The organism is Streptomyces sp. NBC_01471 (genome assembly GCF_041438865.1).
Lineage (GTDB): Bacteria > Actinomycetota > Actinomycetes > Streptomycetales > Streptomycetaceae > Streptomyces.
Genome location: NZ_CP109451.1, coordinates 64,521 through 90,306, shown reverse-complemented (window position 1 = coordinate 90,306; position 25,786 = coordinate 64,521). Strand labels below are relative to the sequence as shown.

At 68.3% G+C, this 25,786-nt stretch carries 30 protein-coding genes and 3 pseudogenes; 18 read left to right on the top strand and 15 right to left on the bottom strand.

The genetic code is table 11. From position 1 onward, the window contains the following. The first annotated feature begins 153 nt into the window (after positions 1–153). Positions 154–324 carry a hypothetical protein gene (locus tag OG285_RS36230; RefSeq protein WP_371793706.1) on the top strand — a complete coding sequence of 57 codons (171 nt, stop codon included), beginning with the start codon at positions 154–156 and terminating at the stop codon, positions 322–324. A 231-nt stretch (positions 325–555) separates the two neighbouring features. Here OG285_RS36230 and OG285_RS36225 read toward each other — a convergent pair whose 3' ends face one another. From OG285_RS36225 to OG285_RS36210, 4 genes are all read right to left on the bottom strand, one after another. Beyond that, positions 556–993, bottom strand: coding sequence for an SgcJ/EcaC family oxidoreductase (locus OG285_RS36225; RefSeq protein ID WP_331760099.1), 438 nt, complete (start codon positions 991–993; stop codon positions 556–558). Positions 994–1,020: 27 nt separating this feature from the next. Then, positions 1,021–1,968: a helix-turn-helix domain-containing protein gene (locus tag OG285_RS36220; protein ID WP_331760097.1), complete on the bottom strand. Its 948-nt coding sequence runs from the start codon at positions 1,966–1,968 to the stop codon at positions 1,021–1,023. A gap of 237 nt (positions 1,969–2,205) precedes the next feature. Further along, positions 2,206–2,511, bottom strand: a complete 306-nt coding sequence (locus OG285_RS36215) for a hypothetical protein (RefSeq protein ID WP_331760096.1) — start codon at positions 2,509–2,511, stop codon at positions 2,206–2,208. A 578-nt stretch (positions 2,512–3,089) separates the two neighbouring features. Then, a complete protein-coding gene (locus OG285_RS36210; protein WP_331760095.1) occupies positions 3,090–3,845 on the bottom strand; it encodes a DeoR/GlpR family DNA-binding transcription regulator in 756 nt (251 codons plus the stop codon). Between the two features lie 48 nt (positions 3,846–3,893). On the opposite strand from OG285_RS36210, the gene OG285_RS36205 reads away from it, so the two are divergent. Together OG285_RS36205 and OG285_RS36200 are read left to right on the top strand one after the other, a co-directional pair. Then, complete coding sequence (locus OG285_RS36205; protein WP_331760093.1) at positions 3,894–4,277, top strand: DUF4406 domain-containing protein; 384 nt, start codon at positions 3,894–3,896, stop codon at positions 4,275–4,277. Further along, positions 4,274–4,948 (top strand): NUDIX domain-containing protein, encoded by a 675-nt coding sequence (locus OG285_RS36200; RefSeq protein ID WP_331760091.1) that lies wholly within the window; start codon positions 4,274–4,276, stop codon positions 4,946–4,948. The genes OG285_RS36205 and OG285_RS36200 overlap by 4 nt, the downstream gene beginning before the upstream one ends. Before the next feature lie 424 nt (positions 4,949–5,372). Here the strand turns inward: OG285_RS36200 and OG285_RS36195 are convergent, their stop codons facing one another. Next, positions 5,373–5,999, bottom strand: coding sequence for an ABATE domain-containing protein (locus OG285_RS36195; protein ID WP_331760090.1), 627 nt, complete (start codon positions 5,997–5,999; stop codon positions 5,373–5,375). Between the two features lie 139 nt (positions 6,000–6,138). Here OG285_RS36195 and OG285_RS36190 point away from each other — a divergent pair, with 139 nt between their 5' ends. The 4 genes from OG285_RS36190 to OG285_RS36175 all read left to right on the top strand — a co-directional run bounded on the left by OG285_RS36190 (position 6,139) and on the right by OG285_RS36175 (position 9,156). Further along, positions 6,139–6,687 carry a carboxymuconolactone decarboxylase family protein gene (locus OG285_RS36190; protein ID WP_331760089.1) on the top strand — a complete coding sequence of 183 codons (549 nt, stop codon included), beginning with the start codon at positions 6,139–6,141 and terminating at the stop codon, positions 6,685–6,687. 115 nt (positions 6,688–6,802) lie between these two features. Then, positions 6,803–7,747 carry a pyridoxamine 5'-phosphate oxidase family protein gene (locus OG285_RS36185; protein ID WP_331760087.1) on the top strand — a complete coding sequence of 315 codons (945 nt, stop codon included), beginning with the start codon at positions 6,803–6,805 and terminating at the stop codon, positions 7,745–7,747. Positions 7,748–7,761: 14 nt separating this feature from the next. Further along, entirely contained in the window at positions 7,762–8,229 is a 468-nt protein-coding gene (locus OG285_RS36180; protein ID WP_331760085.1) for a nuclear transport factor 2 family protein, read from the top strand. Between the two features lie 57 nt (positions 8,230–8,286). Further along, positions 8,287–9,156: an alpha/beta hydrolase gene (locus tag OG285_RS36175; RefSeq protein ID WP_331760084.1), complete on the top strand. Its 870-nt coding sequence runs from the start codon at positions 8,287–8,289 to the stop codon at positions 9,154–9,156. Between the two features lie 80 nt (positions 9,157–9,236). On the opposite strand, the gene OG285_RS36170 is transcribed toward OG285_RS36175, so the two are convergent. After that, positions 9,237–10,142, bottom strand: coding sequence for an NADP-dependent oxidoreductase (locus OG285_RS36170; RefSeq protein ID WP_331760531.1), 906 nt, complete (start codon positions 10,140–10,142; stop codon positions 9,237–9,239). 424 nt (positions 10,143–10,566) lie between these two features. Here OG285_RS36170 and OG285_RS36165 point away from each other — a divergent pair, with 424 nt between their 5' ends. Both OG285_RS36165 and OG285_RS36160 read left to right on the top strand, forming a co-directional pair. Further along, positions 10,567–10,923: a MerR family transcriptional regulator gene (locus OG285_RS36165; RefSeq protein WP_331760083.1), complete on the top strand. Its 357-nt coding sequence runs from the start codon at positions 10,567–10,569 to the stop codon at positions 10,921–10,923. Positions 10,924–11,119: 196 nt separating this feature from the next. Beyond that, positions 11,120–11,518 (top strand): annotated as a pseudogene (locus OG285_RS36160) (transposase); the annotation flags it as partial. A gap of 137 nt (positions 11,519–11,655) precedes the next feature. Here OG285_RS36160 and OG285_RS36155 read toward each other — a convergent pair. Continuing rightward, positions 11,656–12,489 (bottom strand): enoyl-CoA hydratase/isomerase family protein, encoded by an 834-nt coding sequence (locus OG285_RS36155; protein WP_331760530.1) that lies wholly within the window; start codon positions 12,487–12,489, stop codon positions 11,656–11,658. 121 nt (positions 12,490–12,610) lie between these two features. Between OG285_RS36155 and OG285_RS36150 the strand changes: the two genes are divergently transcribed. Continuing rightward, the gene (locus OG285_RS36150; RefSeq protein WP_331760081.1) at positions 12,611–12,994 is read left to right on the top strand and encodes a helix-turn-helix domain-containing protein; all 384 of its coding nucleotides are present in this window, start codon (positions 12,611–12,613) and stop codon (positions 12,992–12,994) included. A 217-nt stretch (positions 12,995–13,211) separates the two neighbouring features. Here OG285_RS36150 and OG285_RS36145 read toward each other — a convergent pair whose 3' ends face one another. From OG285_RS36145 to OG285_RS36130, 4 genes are all read right to left on the bottom strand, one after another. After that, positions 13,212–13,967 (bottom strand): SDR family oxidoreductase, encoded by a 756-nt coding sequence (locus tag OG285_RS36145; RefSeq protein WP_331760079.1) that lies wholly within the window; start codon positions 13,965–13,967, stop codon positions 13,212–13,214. Between the two features lie 184 nt (positions 13,968–14,151). Further along, on the bottom strand, positions 14,152–14,802 hold the full coding sequence (locus OG285_RS36140) for a hemerythrin domain-containing protein (RefSeq protein WP_331760077.1): 651 nt from the start codon (positions 14,800–14,802) through the stop codon (positions 14,152–14,154). Beyond that, positions 14,799–15,668: an SDR family oxidoreductase gene (locus tag OG285_RS36135; protein ID WP_331760075.1), complete on the bottom strand. Its 870-nt coding sequence runs from the start codon at positions 15,666–15,668 to the stop codon at positions 14,799–14,801. Before OG285_RS36135 ends, OG285_RS36140 begins: the two co-directional genes overlap by 4 nt. Before the next feature lie 91 nt (positions 15,669–15,759). Beyond that, positions 15,760–16,533, bottom strand: coding sequence for an SDR family oxidoreductase (locus tag OG285_RS36130; RefSeq protein ID WP_331760074.1), 774 nt, complete (start codon positions 16,531–16,533; stop codon positions 15,760–15,762). Between the two features lie 325 nt (positions 16,534–16,858). Here OG285_RS36130 and OG285_RS36125 point away from each other — a divergent pair, with 325 nt between their 5' ends. Beyond that, positions 16,859–17,302, top strand: a complete 444-nt coding sequence (locus OG285_RS36125; RefSeq protein ID WP_331760072.1) for a MarR family transcriptional regulator — start codon at positions 16,859–16,861, stop codon at positions 17,300–17,302. Between the two features lie 182 nt (positions 17,303–17,484). Further along, positions 17,485–18,432: a class I SAM-dependent methyltransferase gene (locus tag OG285_RS36120; RefSeq protein ID WP_331760070.1), complete on the top strand. Its 948-nt coding sequence runs from the start codon at positions 17,485–17,487 to the stop codon at positions 18,430–18,432. 242 nt (positions 18,433–18,674) lie between these two features. Here the strand turns inward: OG285_RS36120 and OG285_RS36115 are convergent, their stop codons facing one another. Both OG285_RS36115 and OG285_RS36110 read right to left on the bottom strand, forming a co-directional pair. After that, complete coding sequence (locus tag OG285_RS36115; RefSeq protein ID WP_356830416.1) at positions 18,675–19,070, bottom strand: DUF2267 domain-containing protein; 396 nt, start codon at positions 19,068–19,070, stop codon at positions 18,675–18,677. 268 nt (positions 19,071–19,338) lie between these two features. After that, positions 19,339–19,773, bottom strand: coding sequence for an Hsp20/alpha crystallin family protein (locus OG285_RS36110; protein ID WP_331760067.1), 435 nt, complete (start codon positions 19,771–19,773; stop codon positions 19,339–19,341). Between the two features lie 127 nt (positions 19,774–19,900). On the opposite strand from OG285_RS36110, the gene OG285_RS36105 reads away from it, so the two are divergent. The 4 genes and pseudogenes from OG285_RS36105 to OG285_RS36090 all read left to right on the top strand — a co-directional run bounded on the left by OG285_RS36105 (position 19,901) and on the right by OG285_RS36090 (position 21,824). Next, positions 19,901–20,551 (top strand): type III effector protein, encoded by a 651-nt coding sequence (locus tag OG285_RS36105; protein ID WP_331760066.1) that lies wholly within the window; start codon positions 19,901–19,903, stop codon positions 20,549–20,551. A gap of 143 nt (positions 20,552–20,694) precedes the next feature. Beyond that, entirely contained in the window at positions 20,695–21,231 is a 537-nt protein-coding gene (locus OG285_RS36100; RefSeq protein WP_371793705.1) for an FUSC family protein, read from the top strand. Further along, positions 21,177–21,450 (top strand): annotated as a pseudogene (locus OG285_RS36095) (SpoIIE family protein phosphatase); the annotation flags it as partial. The gene OG285_RS36100 and the pseudogene OG285_RS36095, both read left to right, overlap by 55 nt. Continuing rightward, positions 21,447–21,824 (top strand): annotated as a pseudogene (locus tag OG285_RS36090) (STAS domain-containing protein). The pseudogenes OG285_RS36095 and OG285_RS36090, both read left to right, overlap by 4 nt. Positions 21,825–21,995: 171 nt before the next feature. Here OG285_RS36090 and OG285_RS36085 read toward each other — a convergent pair. Continuing rightward, positions 21,996–22,865: an RNA polymerase sigma factor SigF gene (locus OG285_RS36085; RefSeq protein ID WP_331760065.1), complete on the bottom strand. Its 870-nt coding sequence runs from the start codon at positions 22,863–22,865 to the stop codon at positions 21,996–21,998. Between the two features lie 519 nt (positions 22,866–23,384). On the opposite strand from OG285_RS36085, the gene OG285_RS36080 reads away from it, so the two are divergent. Beyond that, positions 23,385–23,558 carry a CsbD family protein gene (locus OG285_RS36080; protein ID WP_331760063.1) on the top strand — a complete coding sequence of 58 codons (174 nt, stop codon included), beginning with the start codon at positions 23,385–23,387 and terminating at the stop codon, positions 23,556–23,558. Between the two features lie 433 nt (positions 23,559–23,991). Here OG285_RS36080 and OG285_RS36075 read toward each other — a convergent pair whose 3' ends face one another. Then, the gene (locus OG285_RS36075; protein WP_331760062.1) at positions 23,992–24,147 is read right to left on the bottom strand and encodes a hypothetical protein; all 156 of its coding nucleotides are present in this window, start codon (positions 24,145–24,147) and stop codon (positions 23,992–23,994) included. Between the two features lie 840 nt (positions 24,148–24,987). Here OG285_RS36075 and OG285_RS36070 point away from each other — a divergent pair. Beyond that, positions 24,988–25,761 (top strand): C1 family peptidase, encoded by a 774-nt coding sequence (locus tag OG285_RS36070; RefSeq protein ID WP_331760061.1) that lies wholly within the window; start codon positions 24,988–24,990, stop codon positions 25,759–25,761. The last annotated feature ends 25 nt before the right edge of the window (positions 25,762–25,786 follow it).

Genomic DNA, 25,786 nt, shown 5'->3' with positions numbered 1-25,786 from the left:
CGCCGTGCTGCACGTGTCGTCGTCCGCAGGCCGGGAGTCGGCGCATTGGGCACTGCGTAAGCTGCTGCGGTGATCGTCCGATGCCAACGTCCGTATCCCAGAGGAAGCCCAAGACCGGCTGGCCGCGATCGCAAGCGGCAGAGGGGCTGTCGCTTGCGCGCGTATCCGGCCCGCCTCGCCGACACCCTGCTGACCCCAGCCGAGCGGGCCGAGGGCGCCGAGCAGGCCCTGGCCGCGCTGCAGGAGTGGAACGGCGGTGGTCGCGCTATGGGACTGTCGGACATGGCAGTCAACGACATCGATCACCTCGACCTGGACTACTGATTAGGCGCGAAATCATGACCGCTGAATTCCCGGTGTGACTGAGCGCTTCACTCGGCGAGTGCGCGTGTGAGGTGGCCGGTTGAGCGCGGGGCCTGGCTGCGGCCGGCCGACGGTGCGCACCTTGCGGCCGGGTTGGTGCCCGGCGCCCGGCCGCGATTGATCGGGGGACGCCAGGAACTCCTTCGACGATCCGGTCAACGATCTCGCGCACGACCCTGGGGACCGCGCCCCTTACCCGGCGGCTGCCTGGGCGTCCAGGGCCATCGCGGTTTCCAACGAGATCAAGCGCGCGTTCTGCAGTGTCGCGACCTCCCAGCGGTCGTTCTGCCACACGAGCGCGAGTAGTTGCATGAAGGAGCGGCTCGACAGCGGCTCCTCCTCGCCCGGCATCACCATGGCGACGCGGTGGTGCACCACGCCCCAGCCCGGGCGGACGATGCGGGCGAACGGCACCTCGCTCCGCACCATCCGGGAACCCTTCAGCACGGTGTCGAAGAGCGGTTGATTGAACGCAATCACCGCTTCGCGTCCCTTGTGAATGGTTCCCTCGAAGTCTACGAGCTCGGCGTCATCCGCGAAATCGGCGACGAACGCGGTGGCGTCACCGCTGTTCCAGCCCTCGTTCATCCGGGCCGGGATGGCGCTCATTGCTTCGACCGACTGTTCCATGTGATCGCCTTTCTGCTTTCCATACTCTCAGCCACCATCCTCGGCGGGCCGGGCGGCGGACGCATTGATCATCCGCGCACGGTTGTTGGACATGAGTGCCGCGGCGTTGTACCCGTACGTGGCCTTGAACAGCCGGCTGAAGTGCGCAGGGTCGGTGAACCCCCAGCCGGCGGCGACGGCCGCGACGGTTCGGTTGGTTCCGGCCAGGTCCGCGTGGCACCGTTCCAGGCGCTGCCGGCGGATCAGGGCCGCCACCGTCAGTGGCTGGTCCTCGAAGAGCTTGTGCAGTCGGCGCACGGACATGTGGTGCGCCGCGGCCACCTTCGCCGGAGTGAGATCCCGGTCGGACAGCCTCGCCCTGATGAAGCCGGTGATCCGGGTGCGCAACGTCTCGTCGGCGACCGGCCGTTGCGAATGGCCCAGTTGAGCCGAGAGTGCCACCGCGATGAGCTCGATCACTGCGGCCGCCGACCTGTCCGCCTCGTCGGCGCGGAACCCGTCCAGGGACCCCACCATGTCCCGTGCGAGCGAGAACACCAGGGCCCCGGGGCCCTGGTCGCCGCGAATACGCACTCCAGCCAGCCGGGCGGCATCGTCCGGTCCGAGCCGTAGTGAGTGCCGCGGTACCAGCATGGTCACGTGCGTGGACGCGGTGCTGGCGAACCGGACTGGCCGCACCGGGTCGATCAGAACCAGGTCGCTGGGCCCGAGCACAGCGGTGCTGCGGCCCTGCTGGGCGCGCACTCGTCCTTGCGTCACCAGCTCGATCTGCCACAGCTCGCTGTCGGTGGCGCGGGCGGACCGCGCATCCCGGAAGCACTCGCCCGCGGGGGTTACCAGTTCGGCCAGCCGTAGAGGCCCCAGATCGCGGGTGACGATGTCGGCGTGGAAGTCGTCGCCGGGGTGCCGCCCGCCGCGCAGGGGCGGCAGGCCGCTTGTCGCGAGAGTCTCCAGAAATGCGTCGGCGCTGTTCATGGGCCGTCAGTACGCGGAACGCCGTACAGGATGCCGCCGTTGTGCGCACCGTCGCGGAACGGCGAGCCTCACATCACGCCCTCGCGGCGTGGGCCTGCCTTCTCCAGCGCGCCGTTCGGCGACGTTCGTCATGTCCGACCTCATCATCAGTAAAAGCCCGGCCCGGTGCCCGCTCAGCGTCCACGGGCGACCTTACCGGCGCACACCGGTGCTTAACTCGTCGGCTGAAGTGCTCAGTCACACGACCGTGACAAGAGCGCGCTGCCCGATGCCGAGCGAGGTCTCCGCCTGAGCGCTTGCCTCGAAGACGATGTGCTCAGCGTCTCCCCGAACTCCACCATCCCCGGCCCGTCCTCGCCCCCGGTCCGCTGCCGGCACCCGGAGGACCATTGGCTCCAGCGTGTGACGGCCCACATGACGTGTCTTCGCGGCAGCCTGCTCCCCGTCGGCCTCGACTTCACGGATCCGTTCCCAGATGCAGATGTAGATGCAGATGCATTGCGGAAGATCATGAACGGCGGACGCGTCACTGTCGTTGAGCACGAGCCGTCGCGTACGCCTTCCCGTACACCGTGAGACCGTTCGGGTCAGCCCGGCTATCTGCTCGACAAAGGTCCGCCGTTCACCCAACGGGTTCTCGCGGACGAACCGGCGAACCCACAGGCACAGCCGAACCCGCTGGCCTGCACCGGGCACATCAGCGGAAACCGCAGAGAGGAGCTGTGGACCCGCTCCGACCAGCCCCCGCCCCGCACCCCAGCGCACTCGGCCCCAACCATCGTGACCGAGTCCCGACCCGTGTCGCCTCATTGATCACGTCGACCGACAGCACCGCGATGTCCGGACCGACGAAAACAGCAACAGCAGCTCCTCCAACCGCAGCACCATCTCTTTCGCGGACCCGGACTGTCGGCCATCCGAGATCGCCACTGATCATTTTCAGGCAACTTCCCGAAGGCCAACACGACCCCCGACCGTCACTCACAGCGCCCCCGTCACGGAAGGTGTGCCAGAACCCCACTTCGTGAGGCACCGCGCGTGGAGATGGTGCGATTCGCTACGGGCCCAGCACATCAGAGGGCGGCGCTCCTGCCGGTCCGAGATCCCGGATTCGGCTCTCATCAGGCTACGAGGACCTCCACGCCGAGTGTCATGAGGTGCTTGATGACCGTGTCGTGAGGATCGGCGTCGGTGATCAGCCCGGTGATCTTCTCCCACGGCAGGACGCGGTACGGCGATGCCGTACCGATCTTCTCGCAGGAGGCGAGGATGTAGGTGTCCGCGGCCCGCGCGGACAGGGCGCGCTTCATCGCGGCCTCCTCGGCGTCCCCCGTGGTCAGTCCGGCCCCGGGGTGGACGCCGGTGACGCCGAGCAGGCACAGGTCGGCGGAGACGTTCTGCGCGGCCTCGACCGCGGCGGCGCCGCAGGTGACCGCCGAGTGCTTGAAGACGCGCCCCCCGAGGAGGAAGAGTTCCGCCCGCGGGTGGTCGATCAGAGCCGTGGCGATCGTCGGGCTGTGGGTGATCACCGTGCAGGCGAGGTCCTCGGGGAGCGTCCGCGCCACGGCGAGGGCGGTGGTGCCGCCGTCGAGGATCACCGAGCCACCCGGCCGCACGAGTGCGGCGGCCACTGAGGCGACCTTCCGCTTGCCGTCCGGGGCCACCGCCTGCCGGGCCTCGTAGTCCACCACTGCGGGAGACGCGGGCAGCGCGCCACCGTACACCCTTTGGCACAACCCCTCGGCGGCGAGATCGCGAAGGTCACGCCGCACGCTGTCCTCGGAAATGCCCAGTTCGGCGGCGACGTCCTTGGCCACGATCTTTCCCGTGCGGGCGAGCAGATCGAGCAGTAGCTCGCGTCGTTCAGCAGCCAGCATTCACGTTCCTTCCTGTTCTTGCACGATTCTGCATGTATCTTAACCGCCATGACCGACAAGCCCCTGCTCATCCTCATCGCGGGTCCCTACCGTTCCGGTACCGACGGCGACCCGCAGGCCACGGCCGCCAACCTCGCCCGCCTGGAAACCGCGGCCTGGCCCGTCTTCGCGGCCGGACATCTCCCCGTGATCGGCGAGTGGATCGCCCTGCCCGTCCTCCGCTCCGCCGGCGCGGGCCCCACCGACCCCCTCGCCGACCAGGTGCTCTACCCGACCGCCGACCGGCTGCTCGCCCATTGCGACGCCGTGCTGCGCCTGCCGGGCGAATCCGCCGGCGCCGACCAGGACGTCGCCACCGCCCGCCGCCGCGGCCTGACCGTCTACCACGACGTCGCCGAGATTCCGCGCCGCACCCCGCAGGAGGCCGTGTGACGAGCAGCCCGGGTGTCGACACCCCCGATCACCGCGGACGCACCGGTCTTCACCTCGCCGGACGCGATCTCGACCGCAACCCCGGCGTCCGGATACGCGACGTCGAACTCACCTCCCACGGCTGGCACGTCCTGCGCCGCACCACCTTCGACTACCGGCGCCGCGACGGACGGTGGGAGACCCAGCAGCGCGAGACCTACGACCGCGGCAACGGCGCCGTCGTCCTGCCCTACGACACCGAACGCAGCCGCGTCCTGCTCACCCGCCAGTTCCGCTACCCGGCCTACGCGAACGGCCACCCCGACGGCATGCTCATCGAGGCGGCGGCCGGACTGCTCGACGCGCAGGACCCGCACACCGCGATCCGCCGCGAGAGCGACGAAGAACTCGGCATCAGACTCGGCCCGCTCACCCACGTGCTCGACGCCTACATGAGCCCGGGCTCCGTCACCGAGCGCCTCCACTTCTTCGCCGCCCCCTACACCCCGGCCGACCGGACCGGCCCGGGCGGAGGACTGGAGGAGGAGGGCGAGGACATAGAAGTCATCGAACTTCCCTTTGCCGAGGCCCTCGCCATGACCCGCGACGGACGCATCACCGACGGCAAGACCATCCTGCTCCTGCAATGGGCAGCCCTGTGCGGGCCCTTCGCCCGACAGCGGAACGTCTGAAAGTCGGCTTCGCCGGATACGCCCAGGAAGGCAGAGCAGGCGCGCAATTCTTCGTAGGCGAGGGCGAGGAGGCTTTCGGGGGTGACGGCGCCGCCCGCGGCGCCGGTGACGCGGGCGAAGATGGTCAACCCCGCGGCGATGGAGATCCGCTGGCCGACGATGTGCAGGGCTATGGCTTCGAAGTTGGTCGAGCAGGGGAAGTCGGGCCCGGTCCAGTCGAACGGGTCAGCTCGGCCGACGCCGGCGATGAGGCCGTCCAGGACCGGGACGGTGGCCAAGTGTCGTCAAGCGGTGGTGTTCTGACGCCTCGTGTGGACTCCCGCGCATGTGGACTCCCGCGCATGTGGACTCCTGCGTTCGAAGTGGAACGGCGCAGCCATTGCTGGTCCTGGCCGGGGTGCGCTGCGTGCTTGCTACCCGGTGGTCAGGCGGTTGTGTGGCGGTGGCGCTGGTAGTGGCGGGCTGAGCGGGCGCGGTTACCGCAGCCTGCGGAGCACCACTCCCTGCGGGGGTGGTTCTTGAGGAAGTACAGGACGCATCCCGGTGCGAGACAGGCGCGAAGGTGTTGGCGGGTGCCCTGGCTGAAGAGCGTGATGGCGTCTTCGGCGATCGCGGAGACGGCGGCCGAGGCGGTCTGTCCACCGGTGCGGACGTGACGTGAGGGCTCCTGGTCAGGCTTCCAGGACAGGGCGGACCAGTGAGGCGTATCGCCGGCGGCCCGGTTGAGCGCGGTGACGGCCGCCTCCAGTTCTCGGATGTCGGAAGCGGCTGCCCGGCGCGGGTCCTCGGTGGCCTCGGCGGCCAGTCGGCGCAGTGCGTCGCGCAGGCCGACCAGCCGTCCTCCAAGGCTGTCGAGGTCGGAGGTGGTGAGTGCGTCGAGGGCATCCGGCGTCATCAGGTCTATGCGGGAAGAGACGGCGTGCAGCCAGGCCCGGGTGCCCTCGGGATCGCGCAGCGCGTCGTGCACGCCGTCCCGGTCCGCCCAGATGGTGTTCATCAGCTCGACGGGGAGCGGCTCGCCCAGGAGTGGCGCGTTCGTGTCCGTGTCCATGACGCCGAGGCTACCGCAGCTCTAACGGTTACGGTCACCTCCAACCGTTTGACACGGCGCATGGGGCGTGCCATCGTTTTTCTAACGGTTGTCGGCGCGGTCAAGCGTCAGGACTGGATGGATGAAGGAGTGCTCTGTCATGACTGGATTCGCCCCCGTCGAGCCGGCTACCGCGACCGGCAAGACCGCCGCCCCTGGTTGCGGACGTGCAGAAGGCCCTCGGCCCGACGCCGAACATGACCAGGGTGATGGCCAACAGCCCGGCCCTCCTCAGGGCTACCTGGCCCTGAACGGTGGACTGTCCAGCGGGGTGCTGCCCGCCCCGGTCCACGAGCTCCTCGCAGTGACGACCGCCGAGTACAACGGCTGCGAGTACTGCCTCTCCGCCCACACCTACATCGGCGCGAACACCGCCAAGATCGACGCCACTGATCTGGAGGCGGCCCGGGACGCCAAGGCGTCCGACCCGCGCACCCAGGCACTGCTGACCCTGTCCGACACCATCGCCCGCGATCACGGCCAGGTCGACGACGCCGCTCCGCAGGCCGCGCGGGGCGCAGGCGCCACCGACGACGAGATCGGTGAGGTCGTCGGCCACTTGGCGCTGAACGTCCTGACCAACTACTTCAACATCCTCGCCGAGGTCGACAACGACCGGCCCGTGGTCACCCCGCGCATCGCGGCCTGACCACCCGCCTGCAGCCCCGCCGGCCCGGCCCCACCCCCGACCAGGTGTCAGGCCGGCGGCCATCCCCTCGCTCAGCCGTCCGGCGTCGCTTGTCCCGCATGCGGAAGGAAGAACGATGAGCAACCCAGTAGGCAACACGACTGCGGGCTTCCACGAAGGCGAGCTGGCCGTGCAACAGCGGGCCGGCATGGCCCAGGAAGCAGCCCGGCTTACCGGCATGCTGGCCCGCGCCCAGTTGCGCGGCGGCGTCACCCGGTTCCTGGCTGACAGGACCTTCGCGGCGATCACCGCACGCGACACCGACGGCACTCTGTGGACCTCCCCCCTCGCGGGACCGCCCGGGTTCCTCCACGTCGTCTCACCGACTGCCCTCGAAGTGCGAACCCTGCCGGCCGAGGGCGACCCGCTTCATCACCTGCCGGTACACCAGCCGGTCGGGCTGATCGTCGTCGAGTTCGCCACCCGCAGGCGCCTGCGGATCAACGGCACCCTGCCCCACGCCGGCAACGACGGACTGCAAGTCGAGGTCGACCAGGCGTACGGCAACTGCCCCCAGTACATCCAGAACAGGCATCTCCACCCCGTGCCCGCCCCCTTGGGCGAGGAGCCGGTCAGGCACGGCAGCACCCTCGCGCAGGACGACATTGACCTGATCCGCCGGTCCGACACCTTCCTGATCGGCACCACCCACCCCACCCGCGGCAACGACGCCTCGCACCGGGGCGGTCCGGCTGGCTTCGTCCGCGTCGAGGACGGGCGGCTGTGGTGGCCCGACTACTGGGGCAACAACATGTTCAACACCCTCGGCAACCTCCAGGCCGACCCCACCGCCGCGCTGCTCTTCTGCGACTTCGCCACCGGACGCACTCTGCACCTGTCCGGCCGGGCCGACCTGGAATGGACCCGCCCCGGCATCGCGGGTGACGACGACCGCACCGGCCGCCGCGTCCACTTCACCCCGGAGCACCTGGTGGCCGGCCGCCTGCTTCCCCTGCAGGGCGACTCCGTCACCGCAGCCCCTGACAATCCGCCGCTGACCGATCAGCACTCCGCACAGTGAAGGACCGCACCGCCATGACCGACGCGCGCCCGCCTTTCCCGCCGTTCGACCTCGACAGCGCTCTGACCAAGGTCCAGGCCGCCGAAGACGCCTGGAACACCCGCGACCCGCACCACGTCGCCCTTGCCTACACCGAGGACTCCGCCTGGCGGAACCGGGACGTGGTCCTCACCGGCCGCGACAAGATCATCGAGTTCCTCACCGACAAGTGGGAGCGCGAACTCGACTACGCCCTGCGCAAGAGCCTGTGGGGCTTCCACGGGAACCGTATGGCCGTCCGCTTCCAGTACGAGTGGCACAACGCCGACGACCAGTGGTTCCGCTCCTACGGCAACGAACTGTGGGAGTTCGCCGACAACGGCCTGATGCGCCGCCGAGAGGCCAGCATCAACGACCTCGCCATCAGCGAGAACGACCGCCGCCACTTCGGGCCCCGTCCCGAGGACAAGCGCGGCCCGGGCCACGACATCCCCCTCGCCTGAAGCCAGTGGCCGAGCCCCGACCCGATCAGCACACAACACCGCAAGGAGTGAGTTGCCATGACTGTTGTCCGCTTCCACGCCATCGACGTGGCCGGAGTCCAGATGTTCTACCGCGAAGCCGGCGAACCGGGCGCACCGAAGCTGGTCCTGCTGGGCGGCTTCCCGTCCTCCTCGCACCAGTGGCGCGACCTCCTGCCGGCGCTCGCGGACCGTGGCTTCCACGTCGTCTCGCCGGACTACCCCGGCTTCGGCTACACCGAGGCCCCCGAGGACTTCACCTACACCTTCGACCGCGTCTCCGAGGTCGTCGAACAGTGGCTGACCCAGATCGGCTTCACCTCCTTCGGGCTCTACCACCAGGACTACGGCGGCCCGATCGGCAACCGGATCACCGGACGCCACCCCGAGTGGCTGCAGTGGCAGGTCGTGCAGAACTCCAACGCCTACGAGGAGGGTTTCACCGAGGTGTGGGACAGTATCCGGTTCAAGCTCTGGCAGGCGCGCACCCCGGAGACCGAGGCAGCCCTGCTGCCGTTCCTGCAGACCGACGGCGTCAAGTCGATCTACCTCAGCGGCCACAACGACCCCGCCCTCATCTCCCCCGACAACTGGACGGTGGACGTGGCCTTCCTCGACCGTCCCGGTCGGCGGAAGATCCAGCTCGACCTGCTGGAGGACTACAAGACCAACCCGCCGCTGTACGAGACCTGGCAGGCGTTCATGCGCGAGCACCAGCCCAAGACCATCGTCTTCTGGGGCCAGGGCGACGTCTTCTTCACCCCCGAAGGAGGGGATGCCTATCTCCGCGACCTGCCCGAGGCAGAGATGCACCGCCTCGACTCCGGCCACTTCGCCGCCGAGGACCACGTCGACTACATCGCCGACAACATCGCCCGCTTCCACGCCGAGAAGGTCGCCCCGTACTGACCGACGTCCCCAGAACACGAAGCCGCCCCTCTGTCCGGGAGGCGGCTTCGTGCGACAACCCCCGATACGGATCGGCCTGTTCAGATGCAGACCACGATCTTTCCCCGGGTGCGCCCACGCTCGGCGTGCGCGTGGGCGTCGGCGATCCGCTCCAGAGGGTAGGTCTGTTCGATACGGGGTGTGTAGCGGCCTTGCCCGCCCAGTTCCGCCGCCGCGGACAGGAGAGTGGAATCGTTCTCCGCGTTGACCACATGCGTGCCCAGGCGCTGCCCGCCCGCATGGTCGGCGACCGTCGCGACGCGCTTCGGGTCGCCCGCGATCGCGACGAGGTCGTCCAGCGATCCGGAGGCCGCGGTGTCGAGCACGATGTCGACTCCGCGCGGGGCGAGGGCGGACAGACGCTGCGCGAGGCCGGGGCCGTAGGTGGTGGGAACGGCGCCGAGTGCGGTGAGGAACTCGTGGTTGCGTTCACTGGCTGTCCCGATCACAGTGGCACCCTGCGCTACCGCGATCTCGACCGCCGCGCTGCCCACGCCTCCGGCGGCGCCCTCGACGAGAAGGGTGCGCCCCGCGAGAGAGCCGAGCGCGTCGAGCCCACGCATCGCGGTCACTGACGCGAGACCGGCACCAGCGGCCTGCTCGTCGTTCCACGTGGCGGGGGTGTGCGCCCAGGCCGAGAGGATGAGCAGCTCTGCGGTCGCCCCGGTGACACCGCCCAGCCCGAAGACACGGTCGCCGATGCTCACCCCCTGCACCCCGTCGCCGATCTCGTCGACCACACCGGCGCCGTCGCGCCCGGGAATGGCGGGCAGCTCCAGGGGAATCAGCTGGTGCAGGGCGCCGACGCGCAGCTTCCAGTCGATGGGATTGACGCTGGCGGCCGCGACGCGGACACGGATCTCACCGGGTCCGGGGTGGGGGTCGGGGGCCTGCTCGATCACCAGGCTCTCCGCTCCGCCGTATTCGTGGAACCGGGCTGCGCGCATCATGGTCTGCCTTACTTCGACGGGCCGGAATGACGTGTTCATCCGACGTTCGTCACTCTAGAACCTGACGTTGACGTGAGGTGCAAGCCGTAGTGCCGCCCGGCCGGAAGAGGGCAGGCGCGGATGGGTGAGGTTGCCGAGTGGGCGGGGGTGAGCGGGGAGGCCTGCGCCACTACGAGGGATCACGCCGCCCGTCACGGTCGACACCCATGTGCCCTCGGGCGGGCTCGGCGATCCCGGCACGACGCGAGGGCTTCCGTGCGTACGTGAACCGCGTGAACACCCTCGGTTCCGCCACCGGGTCATGATCAATCTCGGCGCCGGCAACGGTTCGATCGGCCCCGAGGGCTGCCCCGGAGCCGGTATTGCTAGCCTAAACCTGACGTGCACGTGAGGTATGAGCGGTAAGGGAGTGGCCTGCATCATGCGCATCGGACAGCTCGCCAGGCGGTCAGGGGTCAGCGTGCGGGCCCTGCGCTACTACGAGGAACAGCGGCTCCTGGAATCGGCGCGGACGCCCGGTGGCCAGCGTGACTATCCCGACGAAGCCCTGGAGCGGGTCCAGCTCATCCAGGACCTCTACGCGGCCGGCCTCTCCAGCCGTACCGTCGTCGAACTTCTGCCGTGCGTGAGCACCGGCGTCGCGACCCCCGCCATGCTCGACCAGCTCATCATCGAACGCGACCGCATCGCCGCACGCATCCAGGACCTGACCCGGGCCAGGATCAAACTCGGCCGCGTGATCGAGAATGTGACCGCGGCGAACGTGGCACAGGACTGATCGACCCGTCGCGAGGGGTCGATCAGGGCCCGGTAGATGCCGGGCCCTGGCCGCCCAGGGGAAGCCCGAGGCGTATCCGGAGGCCGCCGAAACAGCGTTCTTCGCTCTCGCTGCCCCGGACACACGCCGGGCAGCGGTGGGCAGGGCAGGTCGCGAGATGCGGTGACGCCATCATGAGATCGCTCAAGGAATCCGTCGGACAAATCTGATCACCGAGCGACCAGGTCTGCCCCTCTCCATCGGAGTCTCGGGGGCCAACCTGCACGACAGCCAGGCCGCTCTGGTCCCGCTCGTGCAAGGAATAGCGCCGATCCGCTCCCGCCGCGGACCGCGGCGACGCAAACCCGGCAAGCTCCACGCCGACAAGGGATACAACTACTCCCTCCTGCGGCGATGGTTACGTGAGCGCGGCATCCAACAACGCATCGCACGCAAAGGAATCGAATCTACGCGGTGACTTGGCCGCCACCGCTGGACTGTCGAACCCACCACCGTGTCCTGGCTTGCCGGCTGCCGCCGACTCCACCGACGCTACGAACGCAAAGCCGACCACTTCCTCGCCCTCACCGGTATCGCCTGCACCCTCATCTGCTAGCGCAGACTCACCAATTGAGATGACTTCCAGCCTGGGCTCCGGCCGGGGCAACGGCCAGCACGCCGGCGCAGATCCCCACCACCGCGGCCGCCGTCGCGCACGACGTCTCCCATGTGGCCTTCATCCTCGTCCGGGTCCTATCCGGGCAGTCGCCGGAGCAGGCCCTCCAGATCGCGCTCGCCGTCGCGGGTCTGGGCACCGTGGGCCAATCCGCCGCGGATGAGACGCTCGGCCTCGGGGCGGGCAAACTGGCCCGCCCACGCATGGTGCTCCCGCAGGAGACCCTCGGCCAGGTCCTCGGGGACGATGGCGCGCTTGACCGCTGCGATCACGCCCTCGGGCAAGGCGGCGATGTTGCGGGCGAGGCGGTCGACGAGGTCGTCGAGCTCGTCGGCAGGGACGGCCCGGTTGACCCAGCCGTAGCGCTCCGCGGTTTCGGCGTCGAACAGATCGGCACCCAGCACCGCCTCCAGGGCGCGATTGCGGCCGACCCGGCCGGCGAGATATTGCGTGCCCCCTCCGCCAGGGACGATGCCCATGAGAGCTTCGATCTGGCCGATCCCGGCGCGACCGATCGCCGCGAACGTCATGTCCGCAGCTGTGACGAACTCCGCCCCTCCGCCGCGCGCCATCCCGGCAAGCTTGACGATGGTCACCTGGGGCTGGTGCCGGAGCAGTTCCCCCAGAGCCTGGAAGACGTTGACGCCGTCCGGAAGGTCGGCCGCGAGCTTGTCGAAGGCGTCCGGAGTGTCGACGAGGGACATGTCGACATGGGCTATGAAGAACTCCGGATTGGCGCTGTCGAACACGATCACCCGGAGCGAGTCGTCGCTTTTCAGCGCGGTCAGCAGGTGCCGGAGGTCGGCCATCAGGGCGACGTTCAGGACGTTGACGGGCGGGTTGTCGAGGGTGACGCGGGCGATGCCGCCCTCGCGACTCACCCGCAGGGTCGGGTAGGCGTCGTGGTTCATGGAGATCTCCGATCGGTACCTGATATGCATCTAGTTCCTGATGCATACTTACGGTGCGATGGCGAGCGACCGGCGTCAATAACGCACTTCAGGCATCGCAAGGATCGCGAAGGATACCGATATGGCCACTTCTGAAACCGGTGCCGACGCCGGCGTCGTCTACCGGGCCGACTGCCCCAGCCGCCCGATCCTCGACCAGATCGCTGACAAGTGGTCGATGATGGTGATGGCAGTCCTTGACAAGCCCACTCGGTTCAACGAGATCAAACGCCGCCTCGAAGGCGTGACCCAGCGGGTCTTGACCCAGACTCTGCGCCGCCTGGAGCGCAACGGGATGATCACGCGCCGCGTGCTGCCCACCTCGCCGGTGGGGGTCGAGTACTCGCTCACCCCGCTCGGTGAATCCCTCCGGGAGCCGTTCGGCCGGTTGTACGCCTGGACGGTCGACAACACGGACGAGATTCGGGCGCACCAAACTGACTACGACCAACGCGTTCAGAGCTGAGAAGGCGTGCCCGAGAACCCATCGTCCTGAGCCGACTCGCTCCGGGCCGGCCCGCAGGCAAGTCGTCGTGCGAAGGGAACGCGTACGTGCGTTCCCTGGTTCATCGTGCCGGCGTGATGGAGTGTGAAGTGCAACGGCCCGGGGGGCGGCCGGGGCGCGCGGGAGGGGATGCGCGAGACCCGGCCGTGACGGCGCCCGTCGTCCGGAGGCGCCGTGGTCAGATGGCGGTGCGGCCGCCGTCGACGTTGAGGATCGTGCCGGTGATGTAGCTGGCTTTGTCCGTGGTCAGGTACACGATGGCGTCGGCGATCTCGTCGGCGTCGGCGACGTAGCCAAGCGGCGCCTGCTTTCCGAGCTCATCGAGTCCGTCGCCCATGACGTTGACGACGTTCCGGGTGCTGGTGGTTCCGGGGCTGACCGCGTTGACGCGGACACCGGCCGGGCCGAACTCCGCGGCCCAGGACTTGGTGAGCAGGTTCAGTCCGGCCTTGGTCGCGCCGTAGACCCCCATGCCCGGAACGGCGAACTGGCCAGCCATCGTCGAGGTGTTGACGATCACACCCTTGCCGCGAGCAGCCATCTTCGGCGCGAGCTCCGCGACGAGGAAGAAGTGGCCCTTGAGGTTCGTGTTGAACATCATCTCCCAGTTCTCCTCCAGCGTCTCCGCCGTCGGGCCGAACACCGCCGTCCCGGCGTTATTGATCAGGATGTCGATCTGGCCCCCGGAAGTCTCCAGTGCCCGTTGGGCCAACTCGCGGGCCGACGCCGCGTCGCTGAGTTCAGCGCGGACGTAATCGGCCTTGCCGCCGGCCGCGCGGATCGCCGCGACGACGCCATCCCCGAGTTCCTGGCGACGGCCGACCACGATCACGTGCGCCCCGTGCTTGGCTAGTTGTTTGGCCGTGGCCTCCCCGATCCCGCTGGTCGAACCGGTCACGAGTGCCGTGCGCCCCGAGAGGTCCTGCTCTGCCATTGGCTCTCCTTGTTGATGCCGTTGACGTTGGGTGTGCCAGTGAGCGTCCGGGTTTTGGGTCTTGAAGGTGTTTCGTACGGTCGATGTGTTGGTTTACCGGTCCGCTGGTGGTGTTGCGGGCGATCGGCACCACGGCCAGTGCGGGGGCTCGGTGGTGCGATGTGGTGCGGGGTGGTGGGGCGGGTCAGCCGCGGATCTTGCTGGTCTCGCGGGTGAACTGGCGGTGGCCGATCAGCTTGTAGGCCACACGAGCCGGAGCCGGCAGGACCTTCATGAACCTCCGCCGTTCCGCGCCATCGGCTTCCTCGGTGATGTGGCCGAGGATGACCAGCCGCCGCGTGAGGGAGATCGCGCTCATGCCATGCTTGCCGAGCGCGTCCCATTCGCTCTGCGTCAGTGTGACGGCGACGATCGGCAGTATTTCCTGCTCCTCCTCGGCCAGGTGCTCGATCAGTGTCGGCATCATGGCGTCGGTGCGAGCGGCCATCCGCTCGCCCACGGCAGCGTCCGCGCTCGCCGTCCACGCCGGCAACTCCGCGTCGATGGCCGCCACTGCCTCGTCGACCTGCGCGTGCTGGGTGTCCATCCGGTCCATCAGCTCCGGATCGAGGGCTGCTCGCTCACGCAGCAGCGGAAAGAGCAGCTCGTCCTCACCGGTGTGGTGCGTGTGGAGGAAAGTCAGCATCTCCCGGGCGTGCGCACCGATGACCTTGGACCGCGCACGGTCACCGGCCGCGGCGCGGAACAACCGCGGAAGCTGACCGAACTCGCGCCGCAGGACGCGATGGATCAGCACCATCTCGTGGGTGTCGACGCCGGGCCCGGAAGCACTCACCGTGACTCCTCGGCGCCCGCGGCGTTCCGGACGGCTTCACGCGCCGTGGTGGCCGGCCGGCCGATGAGCTTCACCAGGTCGTCGCTGTCGGTGAACAGCTCTCCGCGGGCCAGCCCGGCATCGGCATCAGCCACCGCGGCGGCCATCTCCGGAGGCAGCCCGGCACCCGTCAAAGTCGCGGTGTAGTCGGCGACCGGCATGTCCCGGTAGTCGATGTGGGTGCCCAGGACCTCGCTGAACGTGGCGGCGAGTTCGGTCAGCGTGAACGGCGTTCCGCCGAGTTCATAGGTCGCTGCGAGGTGCCCGTCCTGCGTCAGCACCGCGGCCGCGGCCGCCGCCAGGTCACGCCGGCCGGCCGCACTGACACGCCCGTCGTGCGCACTGCCCAGCAGCGCGTGGTACTGGGTGATCATCGGGAGCTGGTCGGTGTAGTTCTCCAGGTACCACCCGTTACGCAGGATGACGAACGGCGCCCCGCTCGCACGCAGGTACTCCTCGGTGCGGCGATGCGCGTCAGCGAGCGTCATCTGCGCGGTCGAGGCGTTGAGGATGCTGGTGTAAACGATGCGGGAGACACCTGCCCGGCGCGCCGCGTCGATGGCGTTGCGGGCGTTGTCGAACCGCTCACCCACCGTCGTCGTGGAAACCAGCAGCAACGTGTCGGCACCTGCGAAAGCGTCGTCGAGGGTGCCCGGGTCGGCGAAGTCCGCGCGCCGTACTACGACCCCGTTCTGTGCGAGGTCGCCGAGCTTGCTGGTGTCCCGGCCGGTGGCCACGATCTGTTCCGGCGGCGTTCCGGCGGCGAGGAGTTGATCGACGGTGAGCCGGCCGAGGTGACCTGAGGCTCCGGTGATGACAGTGGACATGGTTTTTCCCTTCGACAAGTGTTCGGTGTGAGTGCGCCGCGGCGTGGGTGAATCACCCTGGTGTCACGGCCGAGTGCGATGAGCCGGTGTGTCAGTTCCAGCCGCCGTCGGCTTCGATGGTGGTGCCGGTGATGAAGGACGCGTCCGGGGAGAGCAGGAACGCGACCGCGGCGGCGATTTCGTCGGGCTGGGCCAGTCGGCCGAGTGCGCTCATGGAGCGGATGAGCGCGGGAAACGGCACATCGGCGAGGGCGGGGTGGACGTAGTGAGGGGCATAGTCGGCCATGCGGGTGGCGGTGGCGCCGGGGGCGATCGCGTTGATGGCGATGTTCCGCTCGGCCAGCTCGGGGGCGAGATTGCGCACCATGGCCGGAATAGCGGCCTTGCTCGCCGCGTACAGGGCGTGCTGACGGACCGCCAGGCGCGCACTGACCGAGGAGCTGAGCACGATCCGGCCGCCGTCGGTCATCGCTGCCACCGCAGCCTGGGTGACGAACAGCTGTCCGGCCACGTTGGTCTGGAAGAGGCGGTCGAAGTCGGCCTGGGTAATGGTTTCCAGCGCTCCGAAGTGCTCGATCCCGGCATTGCTGACCAGCAGGTCCAGGCCGCCGAACTCGGACACCACCGCGCCGACGAGCTCGTGGGTCTGCGCCCTGTCACCGATATCGGCCTGGAAGGCCGACGCGGCACGCCCGCTGTCGCGGAGTTCGCCGACGAGCGCCTCGGCTGCCTCCTGATCGGATCGGTAGTTGACCGCGACCGTGGCTCCCTCGGCGGCGAGCCGCCGCACGACCGCGGCGCCAATCCCGCTGCTGCCTCCCGTGACCAGGACTCGCTTGCCAGCCAGACTTGATGTCGATGTCATCGCGCTACCTGCGTTCTCTCTGTCTTGTCCGGATGTGAACAGCCCTGGGGTCGTATCGGTCGTCCCTCGGCGAGCCAGCTGGCTTAGTCAGGAACATTGACTACTGTAGTCATGTGGAAGCGCCGACGGCAACCGCAACCTGCGCGAGATGGCTGAGGGGTGGGCGGCGTGTACGGAACACGGCGGGCACGGAGCCGCGCACGCGCCACCGCGGCCGCGGCCGGGGCCGGTGCCGCGGCCGGGGCCGGCGGCGGTCCGGCCCGGCGACGGTTGTCGTAGGGTGTGAACCTCGTGGGATCGGGCGGGCGACGGAGCCGAGAGTGGTATGGACGACGAGCAGCGGGTTGACCTGGGGATGTCGTTGTTCATCCCGTACCGGTACACCGAGGACCGGATGTTCCGGGCCCTGCAGGATGCCGGGTTCGACGACTGGACCCTCGCCCAGTGCCGGGTGTTCCAACGCGTCGCCTCTGACGGTTCGCGCCTCACGGACCTCGCTGACCAGGCACAAATGAGCAAGCAGAGTGCCAGCGTGCTGGTCGACCAGCTAGAACGCCTGGGCTACGTCCGCCGGGTCCCCGACCCCACGGACGGCCGCGCCCGGCTGATCGTGATCGAGGAACGCGGCAGGCGGGCGGTCGAGATTGCCTCGGCGACACTCGACGAGATCCTCGCGGAGTGGAAGACCTACCTCGGCACCCGCAACTTCACGCTGCTGCACCAGATCCTGGACCAACTCCGCGAGATCACCGACCCCTACGCACGGTAGACCCCGGCCGCGCCGAGCTGTCGGACCCCGATTCTCGTTCGCCCCGAGCCGCTGCGGCCTGCGGGTGCCAGCACTTCGACTCCACTTTGATGTAGTCAGCTTAATTGACTTGTTCGTCAGGTATTCTGACGATAGGCCGCGCGGATGCCACGCAACGCGATCTTTCGAACAAGGAGTGAGGCATGAACGACAACGTCGAGCAGAGCGATCCGGTGGCCCTACTGGAAGGTCAGGTGTGGGCGCTGGCCGCGGTGGTCGCGACCTTGCGGGAGACCGGGACGAGCTCGTTGGAGGAAGCACTGGCGGCGGACCCGGCGCGTACCGCGGTGCTGGAGGCGGCCGGCGTCGTGCGTCGGGACGGGGAGAAGCTGATAGCCGCCCCCGTGTTGCGGCTCGGACCTGCCTCCTCCAACATGGCGTCCGCCCGGCTCAGCTCGATGCGGCAGGCGGTCGCCGCTGCCAGCGGCGAGGCCGTGTCGGGGTGGGACGCGCAGAGCGACAACGTACTGCTTGATCAGGGACGTGCCTCCGCGGGCACCGGGCACGCCCTCGCCACCCGTCTCGTGCCCTCCCTGCCGGGACTCGCCGACCGACTCGCCACCGCAGGCAGCCGCATTCTGGACATCGGCACCGGGACCGGGGCACTCGCCCTCGCGCTGGCCCAGGACCTGCCGCATGTCCACGTGACCGGGATCGACAGCCTGGAGCGGGCGATCCGGCTGGCCGGCCAGGAACTGGACAAGGCGGGGCCCGGATCCGCCGACCGAGTCGAGGTGCGGCATCAGGACGCCGTCGATCTGCGCGAACGTGATCTCTACGACCTGATCTGGCTGCCCGCACCTTTCCTGTCCGACGACGCGCTGAACGCCTGCCTCCCGCACGTGACGGCTGCCCTCACGAGCGGGGGATGGCTGGTGGCCGGCACCAACCCGGCACAGCCCGAGCCGCTGCTCGCAGCCGTCGCCGACTGGACTGCGGCGCGCAACGGCGGCAGCGCTCTGACCTCACACCGGATGAACCAGGCGCTGAGCGACCTCGGGTTCCAGGACCTGCGCCAGATCCCCACGGCGCCCGGCGGCCCGGTACTCGTAGCCGGCCGCCGGCCGGACCACGCCGTCGTCCTTCGTTAGATGGTCGCGGAGTGGTCCTCCCCAGGGGGCCACTCCACTTTCACGCTGACCCAGCTGCTCGCACCCCCCGACGCCACCGCCCGCCTGATCGGCGTGGGTCTTGCCGAGCCGCTAGTTCTGCACGGCGCCCGCACCGTCTCCGACGAGAACCTCGCCGTGCACGCCACGCGCTACCGCGAGCCCTGGTCATCGGCGTTACGGATCGGCACCCGTGTCAGTCCCCGACTGGTGCCGTGGGGCAGTCACGCGGCCTGGATGAGTTCTGCGCGGCCGAAGAGCAGCGCCCATCCGGACGGGAGCTGAGCGAGGATACGGTCCATGAGCCCGGGACCCGCGAGGCGGCTGACAGTGGCGAGGACGGCTCCGGTGTCCCAGCGGGTGGTTGCAGGTGTGCTGCCCGTGCGGGTTGCCAGGTCTTTGACGAAGCCCCAGCCGGTGAGAGGTTGGCTGTCGGGGAACTGGCTGGTGAAGACAAGGGCGGCCTCGACGGGAAGGCGGCCGGCGAGGTCGACGCGTTCATCGGCGGTCAGTTGTCGGCCCAGAGCCGCCAGGACTGCACGGGTGACGTCCTCGGCCTGCTCCCGGGTGGGGTAGGCGCCTTCGTACCGGATCTTTTCCAGCATCTGGTGGTACGTCATGTGGGGCCGGTCAGCGTCCGATTCATGCAGCGGAAACATCGCGGGTGGTTGCCTTTCTCGTCCAACGGCGGATTCGACGGTAGGAAGGGACGGCCGGCACGAGCGCCAGCAGTCTTGATGAAGTTGGGTGAACACATCCGCAGTCACGGACTGGATGCGCTCGGTACGGCCGGAGGCAACGCCACGGCCCAGCGAAGCCAGGGCCCGGGTGGACGGGGCCGCAAGGGGGTCGGCCCCGTCCATCATCGGCGCTCTCGCGCCCGGTTCCTCAGCTGTTGATCTGCTGGTGCGTGGACTGTCCGCCGATCGAGATCTTGCGGGGCTTGGCGCGCTCGGCGATCGGGATGCGCACGGTCAGCACCCCGGCGTCGTAATCGGCCGTGATGCGCTCGGTGTCCAGGGTGTCGGCCAGCACCAGCTGGCGGGAGAAGACGCCCAGCGGCCGCTCGGAGAGCTCCATCTGCACATCGTCCGCCTTCACCGCCGGACGGCGCTCGGCCCTGACGGTGAGCATGTTCCGCTCGACATCGATATCGATCGCGTCCTTCGCGACACCGGGCAGGTCGAGTGCGATCACATACTCCTCGCCCTCCCGGTAGGCGTCCATCGGCATCGCCGACGGCTTCGACCAAGTACCGGTCGTACCCGTCAACTGCTGGGCAATCCGATCGAGTTCGCGGAACGGGTCAGTGCGCATCAACATCGCGAAAACACCTCCACAGGTCTGGCAGAAACTGCCAATGCGCTTCGTGTGCCACCGTTGTAACATGTCATCCAAGTGATGACAAGTGAGGCGTCATCCGAAGGGTGACACCAGGAAAGAGTCCACCGTGAACGCATCCCCTCCCACCGGCGACCTCCCCTCCTTCCACGCCGCCGCAGCCGCGTTGAACACCATCGCCGACGCCGTCCGCACCGCGCAGAACGCCCCGATCCCACCACCCTCGAAAGACCCGCAGGGCAGTCCGGCCGAGGCCCTGGCTGCCCTGTTGACGCTGCGCGAGCTGCGCGAAGAGCTCGCCGGTTGGGAGCCCGGACTGATCGAAGCGGCCCGCGCGGCGGGCACCAGCTGGGCCGACCTTGCCCATCCCCTGGGCGTCGCCAGCCGCCAGGCTGCAGAGCGCCGGTACTTGCGCGTTCGCCCCGGAGCCCCCGGCAGTACCGGCGAACAGCGTGTGCAGGCCACCCGTGGCCGCCGGGCCGCTGACCGCACCGTCACCGCCTGGGCCCGGGACAATGCGGCTGACCTGCGACAGCTCTCCGGTCAGATCACAGCCCTCACCGATCTCCCCGCCCGGGCACGCACACCCCAGGCGAACCTTGCGGAGGCCCTCGCCGACAACGACGCCGCCAACCTCATCACCCCGCTCGCCGACACCCACGCGCACCTCGCGGCCAACCACCCGGACCTGGCGGACCGTGTCGACACCATCACTCACAACGCCGACCGACTGCGACAGGCCGGCAGCGACGACCGCTGAAAGCAGGGTGCCGGGGTCCACGCCTGTTCAACTGAGGTGGCGTGGCGTCGTGTTTCGGGTTGCTCACTTACGGGTGCGGACGGGGGAGCGGGGTAGCCGGGGACCGGGAACCGAGTGGACACGGCGTTGGCCGGGAGTTGGGAATGGCACAGTCAGCGGCATCGCCCCCAAGGGCCCGGGCAGCGGCGCAGGGCCGGTCCGCCCGGGTGGGGCAGTGGCTGCGGCGGGCAGCGGGTTCGGACGGGCATGAGCGGCACACCCTGGAACTGATCGGGAAGAGCACCCTCGCCGCCACCATCTCCTGGCTGATCGCCTACGACGTGATGCACGCGGTGTCCCCGGCCTTCGCCCCGTTCTCCGCGATCCTGATCATGCAGGTCACGGTGTACCAGTCGGTGACGCAGGCGCTGCGCTACGTCGGAGCCGTGTCGGCGGGCGTGGCGCTGCAGGCCGCGCTCGGCCTGCTGGCCGGCCCCGATCTGCTGACGTTCGCTCTGGTGGCCCTGGTCGCGCTGAGTATCGGCCGGTGGCGGCCACTGGGTCCCCAGGGCCCCCAGGTAGCCACAGCGGCCCTCTTTGCCTTCTCTGCTTACGTATCCGCGTCCAGTTCGGGACAGGCACTCACGCCAGCACCGTGCTTTCCCGCGGGGACACCCTGCTCCTCTACACAGACGGTCTGACCGAGGCCCGGGTCGGCCCCCAACGCGACCTCTACGGCGAAGACGCCCTCCACGCCTTCACCACCCGCACAAGCCCCGGCCGGCCCCCAGGCTCTGATCACCGCCCTGACCGGACTCCTCGCCGGCCTCGGCGACGGCCTGGACGACGACACCGCCCCGCTCGTCCTCGGCATTCCCGTTACCCCATCGCATATCACTGGGAGTGAAAGCCTGACATGAGGCCGCTGACGGTCACCACCCGAGACGCCGCGACTGGTCCCGTACTGGAGATCAGCGGCGACCTCGACCACGCAACCGCCCCCGAAGTCCGTGAGACTCTCACGAACCTCACCCTCAAACAGCGGCCAGCTGCTGGTCCTGGACCTGGCCCGGCTGGACTTCTGCGACTCCAGCGGCATCACCGCCCTGATCGCGGCCCGCAACATCGCCACGATCAGGGCGCCGACTTCGCCCTGGCCGCGGTCCCGCCCAACACGGCGCGGGTTCTGAACATCATCGGCCTGGATCGGGTATTCACGGTCTATCCGGACTCCATCACCGCCACTGCCTCATGGGTGACGGCTGGGGCAGTGGGCGGAATGGAAGGTCCGTAATGGGGGCGGTCGTGGTGCACATCATGATGGAGGACGAGTGGACCCACGACGTGCAGGCGGCTCAGTAGCGTCGCGGCTCCAGGGGATGGAAACTTGCGCGGACCACAACCTCCGGCCTGCATCGAGGGCGCCGGCTGCATAGCAACAGCACGGTCAGCTATGGCGGCAGGCTCAGTCCTGGGTGAGCAGGCCGTCGCGGAGCCTGGTGATGATGCGGCTGAGTATGCGTGAGACGTGCATCTGGGAAACCCCCAGGCGTGCACCGATCTGGGCCTGGGTCATTTCCTGGCCGAATCGCATCTGCACGATGGCACGCTCGCGCTCGTCCAGGGTCTCCATCAGGGGGGCCAGGGCGTGGAGGTTCTCGACCAGTTCCATGCCCGGATCGCAGCTGCCGGTGATGTCGGCGTAGGTGCGGCCGGCTGGGCTGGGGCCGGCGTCGCTGTCTCTGTCTCCCTCGATGGGCAGGTCGATGGAGCCTGCGGTGTAGCCGTTGGAAGCGATGAGACCCTCGGTGACGTCTTCTTCGCTGATCTCGAGGTGCGCGGCCAGTTCGGCGATCGTGGCCTCCCGGCCCAGGGTGGTGGCGAATTCCTCCTTGGCCTTGGCGAGGGTGACGCGCAGCTCCTGCAGGCGCCTGGGGACGTGGACGGCCCACGTGGTGTCGCGGAAGAATCGCTTGATCTCGCCGGCGATCCAGGGGATCGCGAAGGTGGTGAACTCGACTTCGCGACTGAGTTCGAAGCGGTCGATGGCCTTGATGAGTCCGATCGTGCCGACCTGGATGATGTCTTCCATCTGGCCGCTGCCGTGATTGCGGTAGCGGTTGGCGGTGAACTGCACCAGTGACAGGTTCATCTCGATCAAGGTGTTGCGCGCGTACTGGTACTCCGCGGTGCCCTCTTCGAGGACCTGCAACTGGTCGAAGAACAGCTTGCTGATCGCGCGGGCGTCCTTCGGGGCGATCTTCTGCGGATCTGCGATCTCCGGGAGGGCCGGAAGACCGGTCTTTACCGCTGTGGCCTCGACAGATATCGCCATGGTGATCGTTTTCCTCCCGCTCATAGCCCATACGGATCTGTACGCGCGACGCGCCGTGTACCCGAGCCAACCCGTCTCACACCAGTACGCCGAAAAAGGAGCTTGATGCTGCGGCCGAGGTACAGGACCAGTGGCGGGAGCCCCAGCACCGTGTCCGCTCTGGAACCCCGCCAGCACTGCGTACGCCAGGCGTCCCCTGGCATCCCCGGGTCGCGAGCGAAGGCCGAAGAACGGCGGTGAACGGCGTGGTGGGGTTATGGACTACCAGCGGTATCAGCGGCCGCGCGCTTACCGTCGGCCCTCGTGGGCCGGATCACAAAGCGAGAAGCCGGACGACGAGGGCGATGATCGTTATCTACGAGGGAATCCTGACCAGCCGGATGCCTGGAACTCTCCGACCCCACCCATCTTTTACCCGCTTCCTGTGAGCCGTGGATTTCGGGGAGCGGTGTTTGGATGCGGCGATGGCGGTGAGGCGGTGGTTGTTCCTGAAGTCGAGCACAGCAAGGTGTGAGTGACATGGCTGCCAACGAGAAGACCCAGGCCAAGACCGAGCAGGCCAAGGGCAAGGTCAAGGAAGCCGCAGGCCGCACCGTGGGCAACGAACGCCTCACCGCCGAAGGCCGCTCCGAGCAGGCCGTGGGCGACGCCCGCCAGGCCAAGGAGAAGACCAAGGACACTTTCAAGCACTGAGCTCCAAGATTCCTGCCGCGGTGCTTCCCCAAGACCGCGACGTGTGTGTGGCCCGGCACCTGTGCCGGGCCACACACACGTCTACAGGCTGATCGCCACTCACTCCCTGCCACTGCACCTACTGAACGCACTCCCAGCCCGGCCGGTAGATCACCATGTACGAGGACTGAACCGTCGCCAAGACCGCAGGTCAGCCAGCAAAGTTGACCGCTTTGCCGCCGCCAGGACCGCGCGATGACGTGACTGGCTCGCAGCCTCCCTGCTGGTGAACGTCTCTCCCAACTTGGTGGAGCGCTCACACGAGTACGCCTGTACCCCCGTCAGGTGTCCAAGGATGCGGGCGGGGTCCTGCGGAGGAGCGTTCTCCGCAGGACCCCGGGTCAACTTGGTCTCGGTGCGTTCACACGGTGATTACGGACTTCCCGTCCGGCTGTCAGAAGTAGTGCCTGCGTCCACCGATCTTGCGTCCACTCGCGCCGAGAATCCACAGAAGCGCACCGACTACGAGGAGCACCCCTCCGACCGTCGTCAGCAGCGGGACTCCGACCAGCATCCCAATGAGGAGGAGGATGACGCCAAGGATGATCATTACGATTCCGATCTTCAAGTCTCTTCGTGCGTGCAGGCTTCTCTTCGTCCGGCCTGCGGCACCCATTTCCGTCCGCTGTGTGGCCTGGACTGGGTGAGATCTCGGCAGACCGCGTGTTCGCGGCTGCTGATCCCGTCTTGCTACCACCATGTGCCCAGCGAACCCCTGGGCATGCGCACGAATTCATCGACCGCATCGAGATGTGATGCGACCATCCGGGCCGATCAGAAACCGCTGGCCGTCCCGAACACCCCGGGCCTTCGCCCAGGAAGCCAAGTCCGGGGCGAAGCCACTCAACAGATCAGGGAGCTCGCCGTAAGACCTGCCGAGGTTCAAACGGTGCTCTTGCCAGCACATGGCACCGCTGTCGACTTCCACAGAGTCTTCAACGACCCGGTGCAACAACAGCCACCGGCGCTGATATCTGCCACGGCGCCCGCCCCGTCTGCGGTCCCCGGTCTGAGCTGAGTGGTTGCGGACAGAAAGTGGCACTTGTATTGATGTCGGTCCGGCCGGAGCCGGGGTGGCGTAGAGGCGAGGAACGCACGTCGCAGGCTGTGTTTCCCGGTGGGTACCTGTGCCGATCACCGCGTCTGGGACACAGACAAGGCGTCCGGGCCCGAGGGGCCGAAGCCAGCAGCTCCCCCCGGCGTCCCGCACGGGGCGGCACGCTGGTTCGGGGCGTCGCCCCGATTGGCGCAAGCTCCTGAATCGCGGCCCCAGGATTGCAACAATGCGCTGAAGGAGCGCTGCGGGGAGTGACACCGCAGTGGTGTCACTCCCGTTGCCGCTCACTTCGGAGAACACATGACCCAACTCATGCCTCGCTCTTCTCGTACCATGCCGGAGAGACGCCGGGCGCGGAGCGCCGCCCTCGTCGGAACGGTGGCTGTCTCTCTTCTCGCATCTGCTTTCGCCGTACCGGCCGCAGCCGGCAGTCCTGTCGCCGAGGGTGTTGATGCCAGCGTGGCCGGTACGGTGGACGGCCTGCCCGCAGCCGTCGACTGGCGGGAGAGCCATGCGGTGACTGAGGCCAAGAACAAGGGGCAGTGCGCGGAGATCGCCGGCAAGGCGTACGCCACCGCCGCAGCCCTGGAAGGCGCCTGGGTGGTGCAGGACCAGAACCCGCTCACCAGGTTCACCCCACTGATCACCGACGCCGACGGTCAGGACGTCTACCCGAGCGTGTGCGGCGAGCCCCGCCCGGCGGGGGAGTCTTTGCCCACCGGCGCTTTCAAGGAGTGGGCGCCTGTTACCTCCGGCGATGAGGAGGCACTCAAGGCCGCGGTGGCCCGGGGCCCGGTCCGTACGAAGATCGACTCCTCGCACGTGAGTTTCACGCTGTACAGCGAGGGCGTCTACGACGAACCGCTGTGCTCGTCGTCGAACACGGACCACTACGTCACCGTCGTCGGCTACGGGACCGACCCGGCCGGCCAGGACTACTGGATCGTCAAGAACGACTACGGCGTCGACTGGGGCGACGCGGGCTTCGCCCTCATGTCCCGCAACAACAGCAACCAGTGCGGCATCGCCACCGAGGCCGAGGAGCCCGTCCTCAACCCCGCCCCCTACGACCTGCCTTCGCGGAACCCCTGGCCCACTTTTCCGTAACACCCCAGCACCGCTTCACTCGTGC